General features: G+C 69.6%; 22 protein-coding genes. 12 read left to right on the forward strand and 10 right to left on the reverse strand.

Annotated features, from left to right (window positions below):
* Nucleotides 1-149 precede the first annotated feature (149 nt).
* Nucleotides 150-491, forward strand: coding sequence for an SWIB/MDM2 domain-containing protein (locus J8J14_RS14105; protein WP_209380164.1), 342 nt, complete (start codon nucleotides 150-152; stop codon nucleotides 489-491).
* 126 nt (nucleotides 492-617) lie between these two features.
* Here J8J14_RS14105 and phoB read toward each other — a convergent pair whose 3' ends face one another.
* The 6 genes from phoB to pstS all read right to left on the reverse strand — a co-directional run bounded on the left by phoB (nucleotide 618) and on the right by pstS (nucleotide 5,916).
* The gene (gene phoB / locus J8J14_RS14110; protein ID WP_209380165.1) at nucleotides 618-1,334 is read right to left on the reverse strand and encodes a phosphate regulon transcriptional regulator PhoB; all 717 of its coding nucleotides are present in this window, start codon (nucleotides 1,332-1,334) and stop codon (nucleotides 618-620) included.
* Nucleotides 1,331-2,056 carry a phosphate signaling complex protein PhoU gene (phoU, locus tag J8J14_RS14115; RefSeq protein WP_209380166.1) on the reverse strand — a complete coding sequence of 242 codons (726 nt, stop codon included), beginning with the start codon at nucleotides 2,054-2,056 and terminating at the stop codon, nucleotides 1,331-1,333. The genes phoB and phoU overlap by 4 nt, the downstream gene beginning before the upstream one ends.
* 16 nt (nucleotides 2,057-2,072) lie before the next feature.
* Entirely contained in the window at nucleotides 2,073-2,855 is a 783-nt protein-coding gene (pstB, locus tag J8J14_RS14120) for a phosphate ABC transporter ATP-binding protein PstB (RefSeq protein WP_209380205.1), read from the reverse strand.
* Nucleotides 2,856-2,974: 119 nt separating this feature from the next.
* Complete coding sequence (gene pstA / locus J8J14_RS14125; RefSeq protein WP_209380167.1) at nucleotides 2,975-3,871, reverse strand: phosphate ABC transporter permease PstA; 897 nt, start codon at nucleotides 3,869-3,871, stop codon at nucleotides 2,975-2,977.
* A gap of 5 nt (nucleotides 3,872-3,876) precedes the next feature.
* Nucleotides 3,877-4,857, reverse strand: coding sequence for a phosphate ABC transporter permease subunit PstC (gene pstC / locus J8J14_RS14130; RefSeq protein ID WP_209380168.1), 981 nt, complete (start codon nucleotides 4,855-4,857; stop codon nucleotides 3,877-3,879).
* 60 nt (nucleotides 4,858-4,917) lie between these two features.
* Nucleotides 4,918-5,916: a phosphate ABC transporter substrate-binding protein PstS gene (gene pstS / locus J8J14_RS14135; RefSeq protein WP_209380206.1), complete on the reverse strand. Its 999-nt coding sequence runs from the start codon at nucleotides 5,914-5,916 to the stop codon at nucleotides 4,918-4,920.
* Nucleotides 5,917-6,518: 602 nt separating this feature from the next.
* Between pstS and J8J14_RS14140 the strand changes: the two genes are divergently transcribed.
* On the forward strand, nucleotides 6,519-7,658 hold the full coding sequence (locus J8J14_RS14140) for an extracellular catalytic domain type 1 short-chain-length polyhydroxyalkanoate depolymerase (protein WP_209380169.1): 1,140 nt from the start codon (nucleotides 6,519-6,521) through the stop codon (nucleotides 7,656-7,658).
* 6 nt (nucleotides 7,659-7,664) lie between these two features.
* On the opposite strand, the gene J8J14_RS14145 is transcribed toward J8J14_RS14140, so the two are convergent.
* Complete coding sequence (locus J8J14_RS14145) at nucleotides 7,665-8,042, reverse strand: DUF1488 family protein (RefSeq protein WP_209380170.1); 378 nt, start codon at nucleotides 8,040-8,042, stop codon at nucleotides 7,665-7,667.
* A 250-nt stretch (nucleotides 8,043-8,292) separates the two neighbouring features.
* Here J8J14_RS14145 and J8J14_RS14150 point away from each other — a divergent pair, with 250 nt between their 5' ends.
* The 5 genes from J8J14_RS14150 (at nucleotide 8,293) to J8J14_RS14170 (ending at nucleotide 13,132) form a co-directional block, all read left to right on the forward strand.
* Nucleotides 8,293-8,466: a hypothetical protein gene (locus tag J8J14_RS14150; RefSeq protein ID WP_209380171.1), complete on the forward strand. Its 174-nt coding sequence runs from the start codon at nucleotides 8,293-8,295 to the stop codon at nucleotides 8,464-8,466.
* Nucleotides 8,467-8,512: 46 nt separating this feature from the next.
* Entirely contained in the window at nucleotides 8,513-9,820 is a 1,308-nt protein-coding gene (locus tag J8J14_RS14155; protein ID WP_209380172.1) for a cation:proton antiporter, read from the forward strand.
* A 48-nt stretch (nucleotides 9,821-9,868) separates the two neighbouring features.
* Nucleotides 9,869-11,188 carry a hemolysin family protein gene (locus J8J14_RS14160; RefSeq protein WP_209380173.1) on the forward strand — a complete coding sequence of 440 codons (1,320 nt, stop codon included), beginning with the start codon at nucleotides 9,869-9,871 and terminating at the stop codon, nucleotides 11,186-11,188.
* Nucleotides 11,189-11,314: 126 nt separating this feature from the next.
* Nucleotides 11,315-12,376: a lytic murein transglycosylase gene (locus J8J14_RS14165; RefSeq protein ID WP_245215770.1), complete on the forward strand. Its 1,062-nt coding sequence runs from the start codon at nucleotides 11,315-11,317 to the stop codon at nucleotides 12,374-12,376.
* A gap of 15 nt (nucleotides 12,377-12,391) precedes the next feature.
* The gene (locus J8J14_RS14170) at nucleotides 12,392-13,132 is read left to right on the forward strand and encodes an aspartate/glutamate racemase family protein (protein ID WP_209380174.1); all 741 of its coding nucleotides are present in this window, start codon (nucleotides 12,392-12,394) and stop codon (nucleotides 13,130-13,132) included.
* Nucleotides 13,133-13,156: 24 nt separating this feature from the next.
* Here the strand turns inward: J8J14_RS14170 and J8J14_RS14175 are convergent, their stop codons facing one another.
* Nucleotides 13,157-14,518, reverse strand: coding sequence for a serine hydrolase domain-containing protein (locus J8J14_RS14175; protein WP_245215771.1), 1,362 nt, complete (start codon nucleotides 14,516-14,518; stop codon nucleotides 13,157-13,159).
* Between the two features lie 187 nt (nucleotides 14,519-14,705).
* On the opposite strand from J8J14_RS14175, the gene J8J14_RS14180 reads away from it, so the two are divergent.
* The 5 genes from J8J14_RS14180 to J8J14_RS14200 all read left to right on the forward strand — a co-directional run bounded on the left by J8J14_RS14180 (nucleotide 14,706) and on the right by J8J14_RS14200 (nucleotide 20,197).
* Nucleotides 14,706-16,331, forward strand: a complete 1,626-nt coding sequence (locus J8J14_RS14180) for an ABC transporter substrate-binding protein (protein WP_209380175.1) — start codon at nucleotides 14,706-14,708, stop codon at nucleotides 16,329-16,331.
* Entirely contained in the window at nucleotides 16,328-17,749 is a 1,422-nt protein-coding gene (locus tag J8J14_RS14185; RefSeq protein ID WP_209380176.1) for an amidase, read from the forward strand. The genes J8J14_RS14180 and J8J14_RS14185 overlap by 4 nt, the downstream gene beginning before the upstream one ends.
* Nucleotides 17,746-17,934, forward strand: a complete 189-nt coding sequence (locus J8J14_RS14190) for a hypothetical protein (protein ID WP_209380177.1) — start codon at nucleotides 17,746-17,748, stop codon at nucleotides 17,932-17,934. Before J8J14_RS14185 ends, J8J14_RS14190 begins: the two co-directional genes overlap by 4 nt.
* Before the next feature lie 88 nt (nucleotides 17,935-18,022).
* A complete protein-coding gene (gene htpG, locus J8J14_RS14195) occupies nucleotides 18,023-19,861 on the forward strand; it encodes a molecular chaperone HtpG (RefSeq protein ID WP_209380178.1) in 1,839 nt (612 codons plus the stop codon).
* 48 nt (nucleotides 19,862-19,909) lie between these two features.
* A complete protein-coding gene (locus tag J8J14_RS14200) occupies nucleotides 19,910-20,197 on the forward strand; it encodes a hypothetical protein (RefSeq protein WP_209380179.1) in 288 nt (95 codons plus the stop codon).
* A gap of 38 nt (nucleotides 20,198-20,235) precedes the next feature.
* Here J8J14_RS14200 and J8J14_RS14205 read toward each other — a convergent pair whose 3' ends face one another.
* Nucleotides 20,236-20,991, reverse strand: coding sequence for a sulfite exporter TauE/SafE family protein (locus tag J8J14_RS14205; protein WP_209380180.1), 756 nt, complete (start codon nucleotides 20,989-20,991; stop codon nucleotides 20,236-20,238).
* Between the two features lie 193 nt (nucleotides 20,992-21,184).
* On the reverse strand, nucleotides 21,185-21,382 hold the full coding sequence (locus J8J14_RS14210; RefSeq protein ID WP_209380181.1) for a hypothetical protein: 198 nt from the start codon (nucleotides 21,380-21,382) through the stop codon (nucleotides 21,185-21,187).
* Nucleotides 21,383-21,499 lie beyond the last annotated feature (117 nt).

Consider the following 21,499-nt stretch of genomic DNA (forward strand, 5'->3'; position numbering starts at 1 on the left):
CTCGCGTGGCACCGAAAACACGGCAAGAAACTGGCCGTTCTGGCAGCAGCTTGCCGGGGGAGGGGGAGCAGAAACCTGCCGGGGCCTCGCGCCGTTGCAAAGCCGGGAATGCTGGAACCCGGTGTCCGGCGACAAGCGGGAGAGTATCCATGCCCAGCAAGGCAAGCGCGGCGACGTCGAAAAAGGAAGGCGCGAAGAGCGATGAGAAGGTGAAGGGCACCAAGGTCGCCAAGCCGGCCAAGGGGAACAAGCCCAATGCGCTCCAACAGCCCCTTCAGCCGTCCGATGAACTGGCGGCCGTGGTTGGCTCGGAGAAGCTTGCCCGCGGCGAGGTGGTGAGCAAGGTCTGGGAATACATCAAGACGAACAAGCTGCAGAACCCGAAGGACGGGCGCGAGATCCTGGCGGACGACAAGCTCCGTGCGGTGTTCGGCAAGGACAAGGTCACGATGTTCGAGATGAACAAGCACCTCGCCCGTCATCTGACATAGAGGTGCCGTTAGGAAGCCGAGCCTCGGGGCGCCTGTTCTTCCTCCGGCCGGCGAGAGCAGCTGCGTGAGGGAAGGCGATCCGGGGACCGATGCCGGCCCTCGGCCGCAGTGTCCCCTGCCAGCGCGTCAGCCCTCGACGTCCAGCGCGTAGCCAGCGCTGCGGACGGTGCGGATAACGTCGGCATCGTTCTCGCCGTTCACGGCCTTGCGCAGCCGGCGGATATGCACATCCACCGTGCGCAGTTCGACATGGATGTCCCGCCCCCAGACGGCGTCCAGAAGCTGCTCGCGGGAGAAGACGCGACCGGGATGCTGCAGGAAGAACTCCAGCAGCCGGTATTCGGTGGGTCCGAGATGCAGTGTCCGGCCGCCGCGCGTCACGCGGTGGGCATCCTGGTCCATCGTGATGTCCTGCCAGCTCAGGGCACCCTTGGTGGCCGGGCCCACGGAGCGGCGCATCACGGCGCGGATCCGCGCCATCAGGGCCTCGATGGTGAAGGGCTTGCCGATATGATCGTCAGCCCCGGTATCGAGGGCGCGAACCGCATCCGCCTCCTCGGTGCGGGCCGTCACCATGATGATCGGCAGGTCCCGCGTCTCCGCGCGGCGGCGGAGCTGGCGGCAGACCTCCAGGCCGGACATGGCGGGCAGCATCCAGTCCAGCAGCATCAGGTCGGGCTTGGCCTCGGCGACGCGGATCAGGGCCTCCGGCCCATCCGTCGCTTCCTCCACGCGGAAGCCCTGCTTCTCCAGGTTATAGCGGAGCAGGGTGAGCAGCGGCGCCTCGTCCTCCACCACCAGGATGGTGGGGCGCTGCCCGTCGGCGAGCGCGCTGGCCCTCATGCGGCGGGCGCCTGGGGCGGAGCGAGCTCGGAGGAGACATCGGCCCTGGGGCGATCCTCCGGCAGCACGGCGCCGCGCACGGCGTAATGCACGGTTTCCGCGATGTTCGTCGCGTGGTCCCCGATCCGCTCGAAGTTCTTCGCGATGAAGAGCATATGCGTGCAGGCCGTGATGTTGCGCGGATCCTCCATCATATGCGTCAGCATCTCGCGGAAGATGCTGGTGTAGATGTCGTCCACGGGAGCATCGGCGGCCCAGACGCGCTCTGCCAAGTCGGCATCGTCACGCACGAAGGCGTCGATGCTGTCCTTCAGGTTCCGCTGCACCAGCTGGGCCATCCACTGGAAGCCGTTCAGGCCGCCGATGAAGGGTTGCCCCGACACGATGATGGAACGCTTCGCGACGTTGCGCGCGTAATCGCCGATCCGCTCGATGTCCTGGCTGATCTTCAGCGCGGCGACGATGAAGCGCAGGTCGCTCGCCATGGGCTGGCGCAGGGCGAGGAGGCGGACGCAGAAGGCATCCACCTCGCGCTCGAGAGCATCGATGGGCGCATCGCGGCCCACCACCTCCCCGGCCATCTCGGAGTCCTTGCGCACCAGCGCATAAGCAGCATCCGCCACCTGGCGCTCGGCGAGGCCGCCCATGCGAGCGATCAGCTCGCGCAGCCGCTTCAGCTCTTCCTCGTATGACTTCACGATATGCTCCACCGGACGATCCATGATTGTTGCGTCCGCCTCAGCCGAAGCGGCCGGTGATGTATTCCTGGGTGCGCTTCTCGCGCGGGGCGGTGAAGAGCTGCGCGGCCGGCGCCACCTCCACCAGCTCCCCCAGGTAGAAGAAGGCCACCTGGTCCGCGCAGCGTGCCGCCTGCTGCATGTTGTGCGTCACGATGGCGATGGTGAAATCCTGCTTCAGCTCGTCGATCAGCTCCTCGATCTTGAGGGTGCTGATGGGGTCGAGCGCCGAGGTCGGTTCGTCGAACAGGATCACCTCCGGGCGCACCGCGATCGTGCGGGCGATGCAGAGGCGCTGCTGCTGCCCGCCCGAAAGCCCCATGGCGGAGCTGTGCAGCCGGTCCTTCACCTCGCCCCAGAGCGCCGCGCGGGTCAGGGCCCATTCCACGCGCTCCTCGGTCTCGGCGCGCGAGAGCTTCTCGTGCAGGCGGATGCCGAAGGCGATGTTCTCGTGAATGGTCATCGGGAAGGGGGTGGGCTTCTGGAAGACCATGCCGATCTTCGCGCGCAGGGCATTCAGGTCCATGTCGGGATCGACGATGTTCTCGCCATCCAGCATCACCCGCCCTTCCGCGCGCTGGCCGGGATAGAGGCTGTACATGCGGTTGAGCACCCGCAGCAGCGTGGACTTGCCGCAGCCGGAGGGGCCGATCATCCCGGTGACCTGGCGCTCCGGGAAGTCCAGCTGAATCCCCTTCAGGGCCTTGTTCGTGCCGTAGAAGAAGTTCAGGTCCCGGATGGAGATGCGCGCCGTGTTCATGGCCGCGGAGGAGCGCGCCGCCATGCCCCCGAAGCTACCGGGGGCAGGCCCCGAGGCCGTGGCAGTCTGCGCGGTCCCCGCGGCGGCGTTCATCGCGGCGGCGGTTTCGGTGTTCTGGTTCATGGCTTTGCCCTGGGCCTTCGTCAGCGGCGGGCGCGCAGCACGGCGCGCGCCAGGATGTTGAGGCCGAGCACGCCGAGGGTGATGATCAGCGCACCCGTCCAGGCGAGCGTGATCCAGTCCTCATAGGGAGAGCCGGCATAGGAGTAGATGGTGATCGGCAGGCTCGACATGGGCTGCGAGAGGTTCACGGACCAGTTGAGGTTGCCAAGGGAGGTGAAGAGCAGCGGTGCCGTCTCGCCGGCCACGCGGGCCACGGCGAGAAGAACGCCCGTGATGATTCCGGAGATGGCGGCGCGCCAGCAGACCAGCACGACCATCTTCCACTTCGGCGCGCCCAGCCCGATCACCGCCTCGCGCAGCGTGTTCGGGATGAGCCGCAGCATGTCCTCTGTGGTGCGGACCACCACGGGGATCACGATGATGGCCAGCGCCACCACCCCCGCCCAGCCGGAGAAGCCGCCAAAGGGCAGGACCAGGAGCTGGTAGACGAAAAGGCCGATCAGGATGGACGGTGCGGAAAGCAGCACGTCCGATACGAAGCGCACCACCTGGCCGAAGCGGCCATTGCCCGCATATTCCGCAAGATAGGTCCCGACCAGCAGGCCGATCGGCGTGCCGAGCAGCGTGGCGAGCGCCACCTGGATGAGGCTGCCGATGATCGGGTTCAGCAGGCCGCCATGGGATCCGGGCGGGCGCGTCACGTCGGTGAAGACGTTGAGGGAGATGCCGCTCGCCCCCTTAACCAGCAGCGTGGCAAGGATGGAGACGAGGAAGAGCAGGCCGAGCACCGTGGCAATGGTGCAGAGCGCGCGGATGATCCCATCCGTGCGGGCGCGGCGGCGGCCAAGGGCGGCCGAGGCGGACTGGTCCTTCGCCCGGCCAGGGATGGAGGAACGGGGCGCGGTGGTCGCGGACATCGGGTTCAGGCCTTCAGCCGGGAGCGGAGCAGCCAGCGCGAGAGCGCGAGCACGCCGAAGGAGATGACAAAGAGGAGGAAGCCGAGTGCGAGCAGCGAGGAGAGCTTGAGGCTGCCGGCCGCGCTCTCGCCGAACTCCAGCGCGACGATCGAGGCGATGGTGTTGCCCGGGCCGAAGACGGAAGCGGTGATGCGGTTGGCATTCCCGATGACGAAGGTGACGGCCATGGTCTCGCCCAGGGCGCGGCCGAGGCCGAGCATGATGCCGCCCACCACCGAGACGCGGGTATAGGGAAGCACGACCCCGCGCATCACCTCCCACCGCGTGGCGCCCAGGCCGTAGGCGCTTTCCTTGTAAACGCCGGGCACTTGCAGGAACACGTCCCGCATCGTGGCCGCGATGAAGGGCAGCACCATGATCGCGAGGATGAGGGCGGCGGTGAACAGGCCGGTGCCGAAGGGCGGGCCCTGGAACAGGCTGCCGATCACCGGAAGCTCGCCCACCGTGTCGATGATGGCGGGCTGGATGGTTCCCGCCATCAGCGGCACGATGACGAAGAAGCCCCACATGCCGAAGATGATGGAGGGAACGGCGGCCAGCAGCTCGATGGCGGTCCCGACCGGGCCCCGCATCCAGGCGGGCGCCAGTTCCGTGAGGAAGAAGGCGATGCCGAAGGCCACCGGCACGGCCATCAGCAGGGCCAGGATGGCGGTGAGAATGGTGCCGTAGATCGGCACGCCCGCGCCGTAGATATCCTGGACCGGATCCCATTCCGTGGATGTGATGAAGGCCGCGCCGAAGGCGCGGAAGGCGGGAAGCCCACCCATGAAGAGCTCGATGATGATGGCGCCGAGCAGCACCAGCACCAGGGCCGCGGAACCGCGGCAGAGCAGGGCGAAGACCGCGTCGCCGGCGCTGGCGCCACGCCTGGGCGCCGGCCGTGCCGGAAGGGATGGCAGAACTTCGGGGATGGCGACCTGGGCCACGCGGTCTTCCTCAGGAGAAAAAGGTCACCCGGCGGCGCGATGCCGCCGGGCGTTCTCGGATCAGCCCGCCGGCCAGACCGGCTGGCCGTTCACGCGGACCTGCCCCCAGGCGGAGCGGACGGCGTTCTGGACCGTCTCCGGCAGCGGGATGTACTCGAGCTGGCGGGCCGCATCGCTGCCATTCTTGAAGGCCCAGTCGAAGAAGCGCATCACCGCCGTGGTGCGGGCCGGGTCCTGCGGGTTCGTCGGCACCAGGATGAAGGTCGGGGACACGATCGGCCAGGAGTTCTCGCCCTGCTGGTCGATGATGCTTGCCGCCATGCCCGCCACGCTCCAGTTCGCGTTCGACGCCGCGGCCTGGAAGCTCTCCATGGTCGGCTTCACGAAGCGGCCGGCCTTGTTGCGCAGCTGCGCGGTGGCGAGCTTGTTCTGGGTGGCATAGGCGTTCTCGACATAGCCGATGCCGCCGCGCGTGTTGCGGACCGTGCCCGCCACGCCCTCATTGCCGCGCGCGCCGGCGCCGGTCGGCCAGCGCACGGAGGTGCCGGCGCCCACCTTGTCCTTGAACTCGCTGGACACGGCGGAGAGGTAGGAGGTGAAGACGAAGCTCGTGCCCGAGCTGTCGGCCCGGTAGACCGGGGCGATCGCCAGGTTCGGCAGGGTCACGCCGTTGTTCAGCTCGGCGATCTTCTGGTCGTTCCAGCGGGTGATCTTGCCCAGGTAGATCTCGGCCAGCAGCTCGCCGGTCAGGCGAAGCTGATCCTCGGCGACGCCAGGGATGTTCACGATGGCAACCACCGCGCCCATCACCGTCGGGAACTGCATCAGGTTTCCCTCGGTCAGCTGCTGCTGGGACAGCGGGGCGTCCGACGCGCCGAAATCAACGGTGCGGTTGCGGATCTGGTTCACGCCGGCGCCCGAGCCGACGGACTGGTAGTTCAGCTGCAGGCCGGCCGCCTTCGCACCCTCGCCCCAGCGCTGGTAGACCGGGTTCGGGAAGCTGGCGCCAGCGCCGGTGATCTGGGTCTGCTGGGCAAAAGCCAGGCGGCCGCCCAGCATCGTGGCCCCGAAAAGAGGGGCGGTGGAGAGCAGGAGGCTGCGTCGGTTCACCGTGTGGTCTCCATCGGCATGTTAAGGCCGGGCACGCGCCGAGCCGTAGCGCGTTCCCTTGGCGGCGCGGAACCTAGGTGGGCTGAGAGACGCCTGGATTGCACTTAAATGAAAGAAATGTGACAGACAGCGGGCAGCCTTGCCGATCTTCCAGGCCGTTCCGGCGGCAGAAATCCTCTGGAACCGCGGAATGAAGCGTTCCACGAGTCCTCAATATGACAGTTCATGAAAGGCGTCGCGGCTCCCTGAGCGAGCAGCGATTTCCCTGCGTCGAAGCAGTGTCACAGAACCTTCCTCGGGGCTGCTGACGAACCGAATCAAGCAGCCGGGCCGAACGGCTTTTCCGGAACGTGGCATCCGGCTGCGGGTCGGCTTCTCGCCGGCGGCTGCCGCCATCCGGCCCGCCCGTCACCGCCCGCGCCGCCCCTTTTCCCGGGCCGGGAACGAGGCCGTGACCGCGGGGCCCCTGCCAATGGCTCCTGCAGCACCCCATGTTGCGGTGCAGCATGGCCGCGATATCGCGGCAGCCGGCTTGGCCTAAAGGGCTCTTCATGAATATGCGGCTTGATCTCAAGACCCTCGTCCGTCTCCGGCAAGCGGCCGGGGCGCAGGCCGGCAAGGCGCCCGCCGGGGATGGGCGGTTGCAGGAGGTCGTGTCCTTCGGTGCCAATCCCGGCGGGCTCCGGATGCTGGCCCATGTGCCGGCGGACCTGCCGCGAGGCGCCCCGCTGGTCGTGGCCCTGCATGGCTGCACCCAGACCGCAGGCGGCTTCGACCTGGGATGCGGATGGTCCGACATGGCGGAACGCTCGGGCTTCGCGCTGCTGATGCCGGAGCAGCGCAGGACCAACAACGCGCATCTCTGCTTCAACTGGTTCGAGCCGGGCGACACGGGGCGCGACATGGGGGAGGCCGCCTCCATCCGGCAGATGATCGGCTGGATGCTGCGCGAGCACGGGCTGGACCCGGCGCGCGTCTTCATCACAGGCCTTTCCGCCGGCGGCGCGATGACATCGGTGATGCTCGCCACCTACCCCGAGGTCTTCGCGGCCGGGGCGGTGGTGGCGGGGCTGCCCCATGGGGCAGCGAGCGGAGTGGGAGAGGCATTGGGGGCCATGGCGCGGCCCGCGGCCCTTGCCCCAGGGCTGCGCGGCGATGCGGTGCGGGCGGCGAGCCGGCATCGCGGGCCCTGGCCACGTGTCGCGGTGTGGCATGGCGATGCCGATACGACCGTGCATCCCGGCAATGCCGACGAAATCGCGAAGCAGTGGCTCGACCTGCACGGGCTTGCCGATGCGGCCCCGCGTCGGGGCACCGGTGAGGGCGGGCATGAGCTGCACCGCTGGGCCGGGGCGGATGGCACGGTGCGGGTGGCCCTGCATCGCGTGGCCGGGCTGGGGCATGGCGTGCCCCTTTCCCCCGGGCGGGAAGAGGGGCGCTGCGGGCAGGCCGGGGCCTATCTGCTGGATGCCGGGCTGTCCTCCACCCATGCGATCCTGGACTTCTGGGGCCTGCCGACAGGCGGGGCCGCGCTGCCCGAGATGGAGGTGATCCCGCCCGGGGCTGCCCCGCGCCCGGGGCCGGCGAAAGCGCCGGGGGCAGGCTGGCAGGGGCCGCTGCCCCAGGCGGATTCCGGGCCGGGCGCGGTGATCACGAAGGCGCTGCGCGCGGCGGGGCTGATGGGGCGCTGACGCCTCTCAGCCGCGAAGCGCGGACTGGACCATGGTGGTCGGCGGTTCCGGATCGTCATCCAGATCGGCCGACCAGACATGCACCGGCCCCTCCATCCCGCCCTGGCGCCCGCGGAACTTGGCGATCGCGGCCCGTTCGATCCGCCCGCGGAGGCGGACGAATTCCGACATGATGTCGCGCGGAAGGTTGGAATAACGGCCGCCGGCATCCTGGATGGCTGCCTTTGAAACGGAGCAGGCGAGCGCCTCGCCGCACTCCTCCACCTCGAACAGGATACGGTCATGCATCCAGCGCGGCGGTTGCAGGGCCAGGGCATTCGCTGCGGCCGGATGGTGTTCTTCCGAGGGCTGGGCGTGCTGGGACTGGGTGGGGTCGTGCGTCATTCGTCACCCTAGGCCCTTTGTAAGCCGGGCTGGGCGCACGTTTCCGGCATGCCAATGACCGGCGGCCGGCAGCGGGGCCCGGCCCGGATCCCGTGAGGCAAACGGCGCCACTGCCTTTCGAGATGGAACAACCGCCGCAATCATGCGCTTATGGCTGAAGCGGCAGCGGTGCTGATCGCGGGCGTGCCGAAAGCCATGCCGCCCGGCCCGCCACACCCGTTCATCATCACAGCATCGACAAGGCACCAACATGGCCAATCTTCCGCCGCTTCCTCCCGCCGGCCGCGCTCCGCAGGGCGGCAAGAATGCCACCGGCAAGCCGAACCCCAAGGATGCCCGCGCGGGCGGCGGCCGGGATGGGGGCGGCAAGCAGGGCGGCGTCAGCAGCGCCACCCAGAGCAACCGCAAGACCGGGGACCGCTGATTCCGGCAGAACCGGAACGATGCTGGTGCTGCCTCGTTAGGCGCCCATGACCGACGGCGCCTGGGATCCTGATCCCTATATTCTTGTCCTCACCGGATTCGGGATCCTGATCGCCCTCGTGGCATGGCTGCCTCTCGTCCTGAGGCGCCTGCCGCTGTCGCTGCCGATCGTTTGCATCGGGCTGGGGGCTCTCCTGTTCTCCCTGCCCGGGACGGGGCTGCGCCCCCTGCCGATCCTCTATCCGGAGATCACGGAGCGCTTCACCGAATTCGTGGTGATCATCGCGCTCATGGGGGCGGGGCTGAAGCTCGACCGCGTCTTCAACTGGCGCGGCTGGGGCGTCACCTGGCGCCTGCTCGGCGTGACGATGCCGCTCGGCATTGTCGCGATCGCCCTTCTGGCCGGCTGGGGCATGGGCCTTCCATGGGCGGTGGCCATCCTCCTGGCCGCCAGCCTCGCCCCCACGGATCCGGTCCTGGCGGCCGATGTCCAAGTCGGCCCGCCCAGGACGGGCGCCGAGGATGAGGTGCGCTTCGGCCTGACATCGGAGGCCGGGCTGAATGACGGGCTGGCCTTTCCCTTCGTGCATCTCGCCATCACCCTTGCCGCCGTGGCCGCGACGGGCGAGGCTTGGTTCTTCGAGTGGTTCAGCTATCGCGTGCTGTGGGAGGTCGGCGCCGGGGCGCTGGCGGGATGGCTGATCGGGCGCGCCTTCGGCTGGCTCACCTTCCACGTGCCGGCCGAGACGAAGCTGGCCAAGACCGGCGACGGCCTGATCGCCCTTTCCGCCACGCTCGTCTCCTACGGGCTGACGGAGATCATCCACTGCTACGGCTTCCTGGCCGTTTTCGTCACGGCGCTCACCTTCCGCCACGCGCACCGCGCCCATGACTTCCACGTCCAGATGCATGCCATGACCGAGCAGATCGAGCGGATCGCCATGATGATCCTGCTGCTGCTCTTCGGCGGTGCGCTGGTGAGCGGCCTGCTGGAACCGGTCACCTGGACCGATGCCGGGATCGCCGCGGTGATCCTGCTGGTCATCCGCCCCGTGACCGGGCTGATCGGGCTGGCCGGCTTCCCGGCGCATCGGACCGAGAAGGTGATCATCGCCTTCTTCGGCATCCGCGGCGTGGGTTCCTTCTATTACCTGGCCTATGGGCTGAACCACATGGAGGTGGAGGGCGCCGAGCGTCTCTGGGGCATCATGGGGCTGATCGTGCTCATGTCTGTCCTTCTGCATGGCCTGACCGTCACGCCGATCATGCGCTCGCTGGACCGCCAGCACGGCCGTGACCCGGACGCGGAAGAGGCCATCCCGCCCCCCGGCCTGCAGGGACCCGCGAAAACCTGAACCCGTCGTGGCTTGCGATGGGGCCGCCTGGCGTGATCTAGGTCTGCAATGATCGAGATCGCCGTTGTCGTCGCCCTGATCCTGCTCAACGGCGTGTTCTCCTGCTCGGAACTGGCGGTGGTGTCTTCCAGGCCCCGGCGCCTCCAGGCCATGGCGGAGGCCGGGAGCAAGGGGGCCCGGGCCGCCCTGGTCCTCCGTGAGGATCCGGGCCGCTTTCTCTCGACCGTGCAGATCGGCATCACCCTGGTCGGCATCCTCGCCGGTGCCTTCTCCGGCGAAGCGCTCGGCGGGCGGCTCTCCGCCTGGTTCCAGACCCTCGGCATGCCGGCGGGTATCGCCAGCCCGCTCGGATTCGGGCTGGTCATCGCCGTCGTGACCTATCTCTCCATCGTCATCGGTGAGCTCGTTCCCAAGCGCTTCGCACTCCGGAACCCGGAGGGATTTGCCAGTGTCATCGCGCCGCTGATGACCTTCCTGTCCCGCGTTGCCCTGCCCGTGGCCTGGCTGCTCGATGCCTCGACCGGCGCGGTCTTCCGGCTCCTCGGCGTCGGTCCGCAGGAGGAGAGCAAGATCACGGATGAGGAAATCCGCTCCCTCGTCGCCGATGCGGAAAGCTCCGGCACCATCGCGAGCGCCGAGCGGCATCTCATCTCCGGCGTGATGCGGCTGGGGGACCGGCCGGTGCGCGGCATCATGACGCCGCGCACCGAGGTGGAATGGGTGGACATCAATGCCGACGAGGCGCGAATTCGGGAGATCCTGTCCACCACCCACCACTCCCGCCTGCCGGTGGGCGAGGGCTCGACCGAGGCGCTGATCGGTGTGATCCAGACGCGCGAGCTGCTCGCCCGCGTCCTGGCCGGCCAGCCGCTCGACCTGCGCAGCCTGATCCGCCCCGTCCAGGTCATTCCGGAAACCGCGGACGCGCTGGATGCCATGGCCCTGCTCCAGGCCGCGGAGGTGCCCGTGGTGCTCGTGCATGACGAGTACGGCCACTTCGAGGGGCTGGTCACCCCGGCCGACCTGCTGGAGACCATCGCGGGCGTGTTCCGGACCGACCTGGACCATTCGGACGATGCCGGCGCCGTGCAGCGCCAGGACGGGTCCTGGCTGCTCGCGGGTTGGCTGCCGGCCGATGAGATGGCCGAGCATCTGGCGGTGAGCCTGCCCGCCGAGCGCAACTACCACACGGTCGCCGGGCATGTGCTCGCCACGCTTGGGCGCCTGCCCAGGACCGGTGAGAGCGTCAATATCGGCGCCTGGCGTTTCGAGGTGGTCGATCTGGACCACAACCGCATCGACAAGGTGCTGGCGACGAGGATAGCGGCCGCGGACCAGGTCCGGGCCGGGCTGCACCGCGCAGCCTGACTCCGGCCCCTGGTGGAGCGGGCCCTGGACCGCCGCCGCAAGATCCTGTGACCACGGCATTTCCCCCGCCATGACGGGCGAGGACCCGAATTGCGTTCGTGGAGGCGACCTGCCAAACCTCCGGCCATGATCGCTCGCCGTCTCGTCCTTGCCGGCGCCGGCGCCATGCTGGCCGGCTGCTCCTCCTCCACGCCGAGCACCGCGCCGGCCCCGGCGGCGAGCCTGCCGCCGCCAGCCCCGGTGGGAGCCACGCCCCCCGCGCCCGCCCCGGCGCAGGAGGTGGTCGCCAATGCGCAGGGCTTCGACACCTTCCTGGAAGGCGTGCGGGCCGATGCGCGGCGCGCAGGCGTTTCCAACGCCACGCTGCAGCGCGCCCTTTCCGGCGTGCGGCCCCTGGCCCGCGTGCTCGAACTGGACCGGCGCCAGCCCGAGGGCGTGCTGAGCTGGGAGCAGTACCGGGACCGCATCGTCTCCCAGACCCGCATCGAGAATGGCCGCCGCGCCTATGCCGAGAACCGGGCCCTGCTGCAGTCGATCGAGCAGCGCACCGGCGTCTCGCCCCGCGTGATCGTCGCGATCTGGGGGATGGAGACGAATTACGGCTCCAACACAGGCGGCTTCAACGTGATTGAGGCCCTGGCGACCCTGGCCTGGGAAGGGCGCCGCGCCGCCTTCTTCCGGGCGGAGCTGCTGGCCGCGCTGCGCATCATCGATGCCGGGCACATCCAGGCCGAGGCGATGCGCGGTTCCTGGGCCGGCGCCATGGGGCATCCCCAGTTCATGCCGACGAGCTTCGAGCGGCTGGCGGTGGATTTCGACGGCGACGGCCGGAAGGACATCTGGGGCACACGCGCCGATGCGCTGGGCTCGATCGGCAACTACCTCGCGCGCAGCGGCTGGCAGTCCGGCCAGGGCTGGGCCATGGAGGTCCGCCCGCCGGCGGGCTTCGACATCGAGCGCGCGGACACCGAGACGCGCCGCTCCATCGCCGAATGGGGCCGACTGGGCTGGCGCCGGGCGGATGGCTCGCCGCTGCCGGCCTCCGACACCCAGGCCAGCCTCGCCGTTCCCACGCGCAGCGCCGGGCAGGTCTTCCTGGGCCTGCCCAACCTGCGGGTGATCCGGCGCTACAATTCCCCCATGAATTACGGGCTGGCCGTCGGGCTCCTGGCAGACCAGGTGGCCTGAGGCCGGGCCGCCGCCATGCGGCTCCTTCTCCTCAACCCGAACACCACGGGGGCAGTGACGGAGCGGCTGCTGGCGGCCGCGCGCCAGGTGGCGGCACCGGGCACGGAACTGCTGCCCGCCACCGCCCCGCGCGGCGTGCCCTATATCGCCACGCGGGCCGAGGCTGTGCTGGGCGGCGCGGTGGCGCTGGAAATGCTCGCGGAAGCCGCGGAAATCGACGGCGCCATCATCGCCGCCTTCGGTGATCCCGGCCTGGGCGGCGCGCGGGAGATGTTCGACTTTCCCGTCGTCGGTATGGCCGAGGCCGCCATGCTCACGGCCTGCATGCTCGGGCGCCGCTTCTCCATCGTCACCTTCGCCCAGGCGCTGGAACCCTGGTACCGGGAAGGGGTGGAATGGAACGGGCTTGCGCATCGCTGCGCCTCCATCCGCTGCCTGGATGGCGCCTTCCGCTCCATCGCTGATGTGCAGGAGGAGAAGGAAGGGCTGCTGGTCGATCTGGCCTGCCGCGCCGTGGCGGAGGATGGGGCGGATGCGGTGATCCTGGCCGGCGCGCCCCTGGCCGGGCTCGCGGGGCGCGTGGCGGCGCGGGTGCCCGTGCCGCTGGTGGATGGCGTGCAGGCCGCGGTGAAGCAGCTGGAGGCGCTGGTCTCGCTGCGGCCGCGCAAGGCCGAGGCCGGCAGCTATCGCCGTCCGGCCCCGAAGGAATCCGCGGGACTTCCCGCAGCCCTGGCCCGCCGCATCGGGGGCGGCTGAAGCCGCCCCCGGCAGGGCATGCCGTCAGGCCGGCATGCGCTTGCTCTCCACCATGGCGCCATAGACCACGTTCTTGAACAGCATGCGGGTCTGCACCCGCGCCGTCGGGCCCTGGGCCATCAGGATGGCCACCAGCCCTTCCGCCCGGTCGATGGTGAAGGAGGTGCCCCAGGCGCCCGCCCACATCGCATCCCCCGTGCTGCCGGGGGCCACAGCCAGCCCGTCCTGCAGCCGGATGCCGAAGCCCAGGCCGAAGCCATAGCCCGGTCCGGTGGAGGCGGTGGGCGAGCCCGCCATGCCCTGGGTGTGGTTGGACAGCATATAGTTCACCACCGGCGCGGCCAGGTAGCGCCGCCCCTCGAACACGCCGCCATTGGCGATCATCTGCGCGAAGCGGAAATAGTCCTGCGCCGTGGAGACGAGCCCGGCGCCGCCCTTGAAGTAGGAGCGTCCCGCCTCGTCCTCCAGGATCCGGTAGGAGCGCCACATGGGCGCGGTCTGCGGATCCGTCGTCGGGGCCTCGGCCAGCCGGGAACGCTTGTCCGGCGCCACGAACCAGGTGGTGTCCTTCATGCCCAGCGGTCCGGTCAGCCGCTCCTGGAACAGCGTGGCGAGGGACTGGCCCGAGACACGTTCCAGCAGGATGCCCAGCACGTCGGTGGAAATCGAGTAGTGGAAGGTGGTGCCGGGCTGGTGGGCGAGGGGAATGGTGCCCAGGCGGCGGATCATCTCCTCCCCGGTGATCGGCCCCTCGCGCGCCTCGATGTTGTGCTGGTCGTAGAGCTCCTTCAGCCGGGGCGTGGGCGCGCTGTTGGCGTAGATGAAGCCGGCGGTGTGGCGCAGAAGGTCCTGCACCGTGACCGGGCGGGCGAGCGCCACGTCCTCGGCCGCTTGCCCCTCGCGCCGCTGCTCCACCTTCAGCTCACGCAGCTCCGGCATCCAGTTGGTGATGGGGTCGCCGAGCTTCATGCGCCCTTCCTCCACCAGCATCATCGCCGCGGCGGAAGTCATGGGCTTCGTCATCGAGGCCTGGAGGAAGATGGCGTCCAGGGGCATGGCCCGGGTGCGCGCCGCATCCTGGTGGCCATAGGCCTCCAGATGGACGATCTCCCCATCCCGCGCGATCAGGGTGACGCAGCCCGGGAAGGAGCCACGCTCCGCCTCGCGCTCCATCGCGCCCTTGATCCGCGCGAGCCTTTCCCTGGAGAAGCCGCGGATCGTGTCCGGCGAGCCGGATGCGCCAGGGCGCGCCATGGGCAGGCCGCCCGTGGCGGAACCCGAGGGCTGCGGCGTGGAAGCCTGCTGGGCGGAAGCGGGCAGTGCGGCGGCGAAGACGCCCGTGACGCCGGCGGTCAATGCCGCCCGGCGGGACGCGATGCTGGTCATTCATTCCTCCCGGATGCGGCGCCTCGTTGGGCGCCGGCCGGAAGGTTAGGCTGCGGCACGAAGCGAAGGCAAAGTGCAAAGCGCGACATGGGCCAGCGCGGGGGAAACAGGTCCGGCACAGGTCTTGCTCGGAATGTTGCGGTTTCCGCAGCGGCCCATGCGCCGCCCCGTGCAAGGATGAGACGACTTGATCACGACGCGACTCCTCGCCGCCGGTCTGCTGGCCATGGGCCTTCTCTCCCCCGCGCGGCAGGCGGCCGCGCAGGCCGCGCCGCAGGACGGCAAGGTCCTGCGGATCGCCATGACGGCCTCCGACGTGCCCACCACCACGGGCATGCCGAACAACGGCTACGAGGGCACGCGCTTCCTCGGCTATCCGATCTTCGAGAGCCTGGCGCTGTGGGATCTCTCCCGCGCCGATGCGCTGGCGGGCCTTCGCCCGGGCCTGGCGGAGCGCTGGGAGCAGGATCCGGCGGATGGAAGGAAGTGGCGCTTCACCCTGCGCCAGGGCGTGCGCTTCCATGATGGCGCGCCCTTCGACGCCGATGCGGTGATCTGGAACCTGGACCGCTTCTTCCGCGACGGCGCGCCGCAGGCCGAGCCCGCCGGGGCCGCCATCGTGCGCGGCCGCGTCTCGGGCGTCGCCGGTTATCGCAAGATCGACGACCGCACCGTGGAGATCGAGACGGTCCGGCCGATCTCCTACTTCCCGTACCTCACCGTCTATATCCTCTTTGCCTCGCCCAAGTCCTTCGAGGATGCGGGGCGGGACTGGGCGAAGGTGGCGGCGAATGGCGCGGCGGGCACGGGGCCCTTCCGCATCACCCGCTTCACGCCGCGGCAGAGCGTCGAGCTCACCCGCAACGGCGACTACTGGGATGCGGGGCGCCGCGCGAAGCTGGACCGCATCGTGCTCCTGCCCATTCCGGAGGCAAACACGCGCCTCGCCGCGCTGCGCTCGGGCCAGGTGGACTGGATCGAGGTGCCGCCGCCGGATGGCATCCCCTCGCTGAAGCAGGCCGGGTTCAACATTGTCACCAATTCCTACCCGCATGTGTGGCCCTGGGTCTTCGCCTCCGGCCGCGCGGGCAGCCCGGTTTCGGATGTGCGCGTGCGGCAGGCGCTGAACTACTGCATCGACCGCGAGGGGCTGGTGGGGCTGCTCAACGGCACGGCCGAGCCGGCGGTGGGCTTCTACAACAAGGCAAACCCGCTTTTCGGGCGCCCGCAGAACGCCTATCGGCTCGATCCCGCGCGGGGCAAGGCGCTGCTGGCCGAGGCCGGCTATGGCCCTCAGAAGCCGCTGAAGATCACCGTCGGCATCTCCACCTCCGGCTCCGGCCAGATGCTGCCGCAGCCGATGAACGAGGCGCTGCAGGAATCGCTGCGCGAGCATTGCGGCGTGCAGGTGGAGTTCCGCGTCGTGGAGTGGAACACGCTGCTCGGCGGCCTGCGCGCCTCGCCCGACCAGCCGGCCTGGCTGGGGGCGGATGCGCTGAACATCTCGCTCGTTTCCTCCGATCCCTCGCAGATGGCGCGCTGGTTCCTGGGCGCGAATGTCGCGCCGCGCGGCTCGAATGCCGGGCACTGGGTGGACCCGCAATTCGACGCGGCCTTCGCCGAGGTGGAGACAGCGACCGACCCGGCCAGGGTGAATGCCGGTGTCACCCGCGCGCATGAGCGGCTGGTAGACGGGGCGCCCTGGCTCTACGTGGTGCATGATCTCAATCCCCGCGCCATGTCGCGCCGGGTGCGCGGCTTCACCTCGGCCCAGTCCTGGTTCCAGGACCTGACGACGGTGGACCTGCAGTGAGCGCGCCGCTGCATGAGCTGAGCCTGGCGGAACTCTCCCGCCAGATCGCCGCGCGGGCGCTTTCACCGGTGGAACTTCTTGAGTCCTGCCTGGGGCGGATCCGTGAACATGATGGCGGGCTGAACAGCGTTCTTCTCCTGATGGAGGAAGGCGCGATGGCTGAGGCCCGCCAGGCGGAAGCCGAGATCGCAGCCGGGCGCCACCGCGGCCCGCTGCACGGGATCCCGATCGGGCTGAAGGACATCTACGAGACCGCCGGTATCCCCACCACGGCCCATTCCGCCGTGCTGCGGGACCATGTGCCGGCCCAGGATGCCACCAGCGTGCGCCTGCTGCGGCAGGCGGGGGCCGTGATCCCGGCAAAGCTGGCCACCTGGGAATTCGCCATCGGCGGCACATCCTTCGACCTGCCCTGGCCGCCCGCGCGCAACCCCTGGGACCGCATGCGCGACCCGACCGGCTCCTCCTCCGGCTCCGCGGTGGCGGTGGCGGCGGGGCTGCTGCCAGGCGCCATGGGGTCCGATACGGGCGGCTCGATCCGCAATCCAGCGGCCTGGTGCGGCATTGCCGGGCACAAGCCGACCTATGGGCTTGTCAGCCGCCGCGGCGTGCTGCCGCTTGCCTGGTCCCTGGATCATGCGGGACCGATGGCCTGGACCGCCGAGGATTGCGCGCTGATGATGAGCGTCCTCGCTGCCCATGACCCGGAGGACCCGGCCAGCGCCGATGGACCGGCCCCCGATTTCGCCGGGGCCATCGCGGCGGGGCGGAAGCATGGGCTGGCCGGGCTGCGGATCGGCGTGGTGCGGCATTTCTTCGAGCGGGACGTGCCCTGCACCCCGCCGGTGCTCGCGGCCATGGAGGATTCCATCCGCGCCCTGCGCGAGCTTGGCGCCGAGGTGGCGGAGGTGGTCCTGCCGGCCTTTGCCGAATATGCCGCGCCCGGCAACATCATCGCCCGTGCCGAATCCTGGACCATCCACGAGGCATGGCTGCGCGAGGACCCCATGCGCTACGGCGCCTATGGCCGCCAGCGCCTGGCCTCCGGCGCCCTGGTTTCCGCCAGCGACTATCTCCATGCCCAGCGGCGCCGCGCCATGCTGATCGCCCGCACCTTCGGGGCGATGGAGGGGCTGGACGCCGTGGTCTTTCCCACGGCGCGCGGGACGGCGGAGCCGATCGGGGTGGATACCCTCTCCCCGCGCTCGCCGCCCGCTTTCTTCGCGCGGGTGTTCAACCTAGTGGGCGGCCCGGCCCTGTCCGTCTGCAACGGCTTCTCGGATGAGGGGCTGCCGGTGGGGCTGCAGATCGCCGGCCGTCCCTTCGACGACCATGTTGTGCTGCGGATCGGTGATGCGGTGGAACGGGCGCTGGGAACACGTTCCCGCCGCCCCGTGCTGGAGATGGCGGAGGCATGAGCGGGCAGGACATCGCATTGCTGGAGAAGCGCCTGCAGGCCATCGGCCTCCGGCTTCCCGCCGGGGATCTCGGCCCCCTGGCGGAGCTGGTGGCCATGCTGGACGAGGCGGGGCAGATCGTGCGGGCCCCGCTGCCCGTCTCGGCCGAGCCCGCCCCTGTGCTGGTCCTGCCCCGCCGGGCCTGAGTGACCGTTTCGGGAACCCTGCCCTTGAAGGGCAGGGCGTCGTCTTTCATATCGCGTCCCAGTCAATTCCCACCCCTGGAGGACGCTTGTGAGCGACACGGTGGAGCGCCACGAATTCGGCGCTGAGGTCGGGCGGTTGCTGGACCTGGTGGTCCACGCCCTCTACTCGGACCGCGAGATCTTCCTGCGCGAGCTGGTGGCCAATGCCGCCGATGCCGTGGACCGGCGGCGCTTCGAGGCCCTGACCGGGGCCAGCCCCGCCCTGCCGGAAGGGGCTGGGGTCCGGATCATCCCGGACAAGGATGCGCGCACCCTGACCATTTCCGATCCCGGCATCGGCATGGCGAAGGCGGATCTGGCGGAGAACCTGGGCACCATCGCCCGTTCCGGCACCCGGGCCTTCACCCAGTCCCTGGCCGAGGCGAAGCCGGGCGACCGGCCGAGCCTGATCGGCCAGTTCGGCGTGGGTTTCTACTCTGCCTTCATGGTGGCGGAGCGCGTGGAGGTCACCTCCCGCCGCGCGGGCAGCGAGGAGGCGTGGCTCTGGGCCTCGGAAGGCCGGGGCGACTACACCCTGGCTCCCGCCACCCGCGCGGAGCCCGGCACCGACATCGTCCTGCACATCAAGGCGGATGCGGATGAGTTCCTGGAGCCGTTCCGGCTGCAGGCCATCATCCGCAAATGGGCCGACCACATCACCATCCCCATCATCGTGGTGCGGGATGGCAAGGACGAGCCGGCGAATGAGGGCACGGCCCTCTGGCGCAAGCCGAAATCCGAGATCAGCGAGGAGAGCTACACCGAGTTCTACCGCCATCTCGGCCACATGTTCGACGAGCCCTGGGCCACGCTGCACTGGCACGCCGAGGGTGCGCTAGACTTTACCGCCCTGCTCTTCATCCCGGGCATGAAGCCCTTCCAGGTGGTGGAAGGCGAGCGCGAGAGCCGCGTGCGGCTGCATGTGCGCCGGATGTTCATCACCGACGAGGCCTCCCTCCTGCCGCCCTGGCTGCGCTTCGTGCAGGGCGTGGTGGACACCGAGGACCTGCCCCTCAACGTCTCGCGCGAGATGCTGCAGGCGACGCCGGTTCTGGCCCGCATCCGCCGCGCCGTGACCGGGCGCGTGATGACGGAGCTGAAGAACCGCGCGAAGGACGCCGAGGCCTATGCGAGGTTCTGGGAGAATTTCGGCCCGATCCTGAAGGAAGGCATCTGGGAGGATGCCGAGCACCGGAAGGACATCGCCGGCCTGCTCCGCTTCCGCTCCTCCGCCGTGGAGGGCTGGACGTCGCTGGCCGACTACCTGTCCCGCATGAAGGAGGGGCAGGAGGCCATCTATGTCCTGGCCGGTGACTCCGCAGAGGCCCTGGCCCGCTCCCCGCAGATCGAGGGCTTCCGCGCGCGCGGCGTGGAGGTGCTGCTTCTCTCCGATCAGATCGATGCCTTCTGGCCGGAGCGCCTGGGCAGCTTCGAGGAGAAGCCGATCCGCAGCATCACCCAGGGCTCGGTCGATCTTTCCAAGGTCGTGGCCGGTGAGGGCGAGCAGGGTGAGGCGGCGGATATCGCGAAGCTGGTTCCGCTGCTGAAGGATGCGCTGAAGGAGCATGTCTCCGAGGTTCGCGGCACTGACCGCCTGGTGGACAGCGCCGTGGTGCTTGCCGCGCCCGAGCACGGGCCGGACCTGCATATGCAGCGCCTGCTGCAGCGGGCCGGCCGCGACTTCGGCGCCTCCATGCCGGTGCTGGAGATCAACCCGCGCCATCCGCTGCTGCGCAAGCTGGCCGCCCAGGCCGAGACGGGCGGCAGCCTGGAGGAGGCCGCTGGCCTGCTGCTGGACCTTGCCCGGGTGCAGGATGGCGACAGCCCGCGCGACCCGGCCGCCTTCGCCCGGCGCGTGGCGGAGATGCTCGCGGGCGGGATGGGTTGACGTCCCGGAGAGGGCGCTGCCCTCTCCGGATCTCACCAACCAGCTGCCTTGGGCGTTGCCGAGCTCTCCGGGGAGGGAAAGAACTCCTTCTCCCCACCCCTGGAGGCCACGCGCGACGACAGGTCAGAACAAGGCCTCGCCAGCATTCGTGCATGCCGAGAAGGTAGCTCCGCTTCACATGGCCGCCGGAGGCTCGGTGGTCCTGATGTCCGCCCCCCGCTCCGGCGGAAGGACAATGTCGAAGCCGTCTGCGCTGCGGGCGCGCAGCCCTTCGACATCGAGAAGGCCTATGCCAACGCCTTCCTCGATACCGGGATCAAGATGAAAGCGGGCTGATCCTTGGGCGGGCCGCGAAGGCGGCCCCGCCTTCCGGTTCAGCCATAGGCGCGCCAGAAGAACAGCACGGTCATGGCCGTGCCGAACAGGATAACGAAGCCCCGCAGCACGGACGCTGGCATGCGGCTGGCGAGCAGCGCGCCGAGATAGCCCCCGGCAATGGCCGCCACGAGCATGACCAGCGTCTCTGGCCAGAAGACCGGGCCCGCAATGGCAAAGCAGGCCACGGCGACCAGGTTGGCGGCGCTGACCAGCAGGGTGCGGAGCGCGCTCATCGCCTTGATGTCGAGATCGCCGAGTAGCCCCCAGACGGCCATCATCATGATCCCGACGCCGCCGCCGAAATATCCCGCATAGACCGAGAGCAGTACCTGTGCCGTGATCACAGTGCCCTGCCCGATCTGCACCTTCTTGCGAAGGGCGGCGCCGAGCGGGCGGCCGAAGGTGAAGGCCAGGGTGCCCGTCAGCAGCAGCCAGGGCAGCAGGCCGTCGAAGAGCCGCTGAGTGGTGGCAAGCAGGAGAAGCGCGCCCCCCAGCCCACCCACAAGACTGATCGCCAGCAAGGTGACGAGTGAAATGCCCTGCAGGGAGCGGTAATCGCGCCGCCACGCCCAGGCGCTGGCCAAGGTGCCCGGCAGGAGCGCCACCGTGCTGGAGACATTGGCTGCCACCGAGGGCAGCCCCACGAACACCATGGCGGGGATGCTGACAAAGGAGCCGCCCCCCGCGGCGGCATTCATGGCCCCCGCCAGCAGGCCGGCAGCGAGCAGGAGCAGGGTCGATTCGAGATCCATGGGGAAGGAGGCTGCATCAAGTGGCGCTGCCTTGCACTCATGGCGCGATCATTTGCCGCCTGAACGGCGGCGAGCCCGGCCACCCCCGGGGAGAGGGGCGGCCGGGCTCGCCGGGGCGGGGCTGGGGGAGTGAGGCCCCGGGAGGCCTGGGGCCTCAGCCGCCCCGGTCAGGCACGCTGGTCAGGCACGCTGGTCAGGCGCCCTGGCGGGTCATGTCGAAGTTGGCACTCCCGGCCTGGCTGCCGGCCAGGGGGGTGCGGCCATCGGCCTGGCTCCAGGCACCGGAGGCGGTGGCGCCCTGCGGCACGCGGTCCTGGTCGGCGAAGGAGGGGGCGGCCAGGCCCAGCACCAGGGCGGTGGCGAGGCTCAGCGTGGCGAAGGTCTTGCGCATGGGGGGTCTCCGTTCTCTCTGTCCGGCGGCGCATCGCGCCGCTTCCGTGGCCAAGAGATGCTCCCCGCCCGCCGAACTCTCCAATGCCGACCCGCTATGGTCTCGATGACCGGCGGG

It is taken from the genome of Pararoseomonas baculiformis, assembly GCF_017813395.1.
GTDB lineage: Bacteria > Pseudomonadota > Alphaproteobacteria > Acetobacterales > Acetobacteraceae > Roseomonas > Roseomonas baculiformis.

Bases quoted from the DNA above. Each gene is read 5' to 3' on its own strand.
- J8J14_RS14190 (WP_209380177.1), top strand. From the start codon at position 17,746: ATGAGCGGGCAGGACATCGCATTGCTGGAGAAGCGCCTGCAGGCCATC.
- phoU (WP_209380166.1), bottom strand. From the start codon at position 2,056: ATGGATCGTCCGGTGGAGCATATCGTGAAGTCATACGAGGAAGAGCTG.
- J8J14_RS14140 (WP_209380169.1), top strand. From the start codon at position 6,519: ATGAATATGCGGCTTGATCTCAAGACCCTCGTCCGTCTCCGGCAAGCG.
- J8J14_RS14150 (WP_209380171.1), top strand. From the start codon at position 8,293: ATGGCCAATCTTCCGCCGCTTCCTCCCGCCGGCCGCGCTCCGCAGGGC.
- J8J14_RS14205 (WP_209380180.1), bottom strand. From the start codon at position 20,991: ATGGATCTCGAATCGACCCTGCTCCTGCTCGCTGCCGGCCTGCTGGCG.
- J8J14_RS14170 (WP_209380174.1), top strand. From the start codon at position 12,392: ATGCGGCTCCTTCTCCTCAACCCGAACACCACGGGGGCAGTGACGGAG.
- pstA (WP_209380167.1), bottom strand. From the start codon at position 3,871: ATGTCCGCGACCACCGCGCCCCGTTCCTCCATCCCTGGCCGGGCGAAG.
- J8J14_RS14160 (WP_209380173.1), top strand. From the start codon at position 9,869: ATGATCGAGATCGCCGTTGTCGTCGCCCTGATCCTGCTCAACGGCGTG.
- pstS (WP_209380206.1), bottom strand. From the start codon at position 5,916: ATGCTGGGCGGCCGCCTGGCTTTTGCCCAGCAGACCCAGATCACCGGC.
- pstB (WP_209380205.1), bottom strand. From the start codon at position 2,855: ATGGCGGCGCGCTCCTCCGCGGCCATGAACACGGCGCGCATCTCCATC.
- phoB (WP_209380165.1), bottom strand. From the start codon at position 1,334: ATGAGGGCCAGCGCGCTCGCCGACGGGCAGCGCCCCACCATCCTGGTG.
- J8J14_RS14155 (WP_209380172.1), top strand. From the start codon at position 8,513: ATGACCGACGGCGCCTGGGATCCTGATCCCTATATTCTTGTCCTCACC.
- J8J14_RS14210 (WP_209380181.1), bottom strand. From the start codon at position 21,382: ATGCGCAAGACCTTCGCCACGCTGAGCCTCGCCACCGCCCTGGTGCTG.
- J8J14_RS14175 (WP_245215771.1), bottom strand. From the start codon at position 14,518: ATGACCAGCATCGCGTCCCGCCGGGCGGCATTGACCGCCGGCGTCACG.
- J8J14_RS14165 (WP_245215770.1), top strand. From the start codon at position 11,315: ATGATCGCTCGCCGTCTCGTCCTTGCCGGCGCCGGCGCCATGCTGGCC.
- J8J14_RS14105 (WP_209380164.1), top strand. From the start codon at position 150: ATGCCCAGCAAGGCAAGCGCGGCGACGTCGAAAAAGGAAGGCGCGAAG.
- J8J14_RS14145 (WP_209380170.1), bottom strand. From the start codon at position 8,042: ATGACGCACGACCCCACCCAGTCCCAGCACGCCCAGCCCTCGGAAGAA.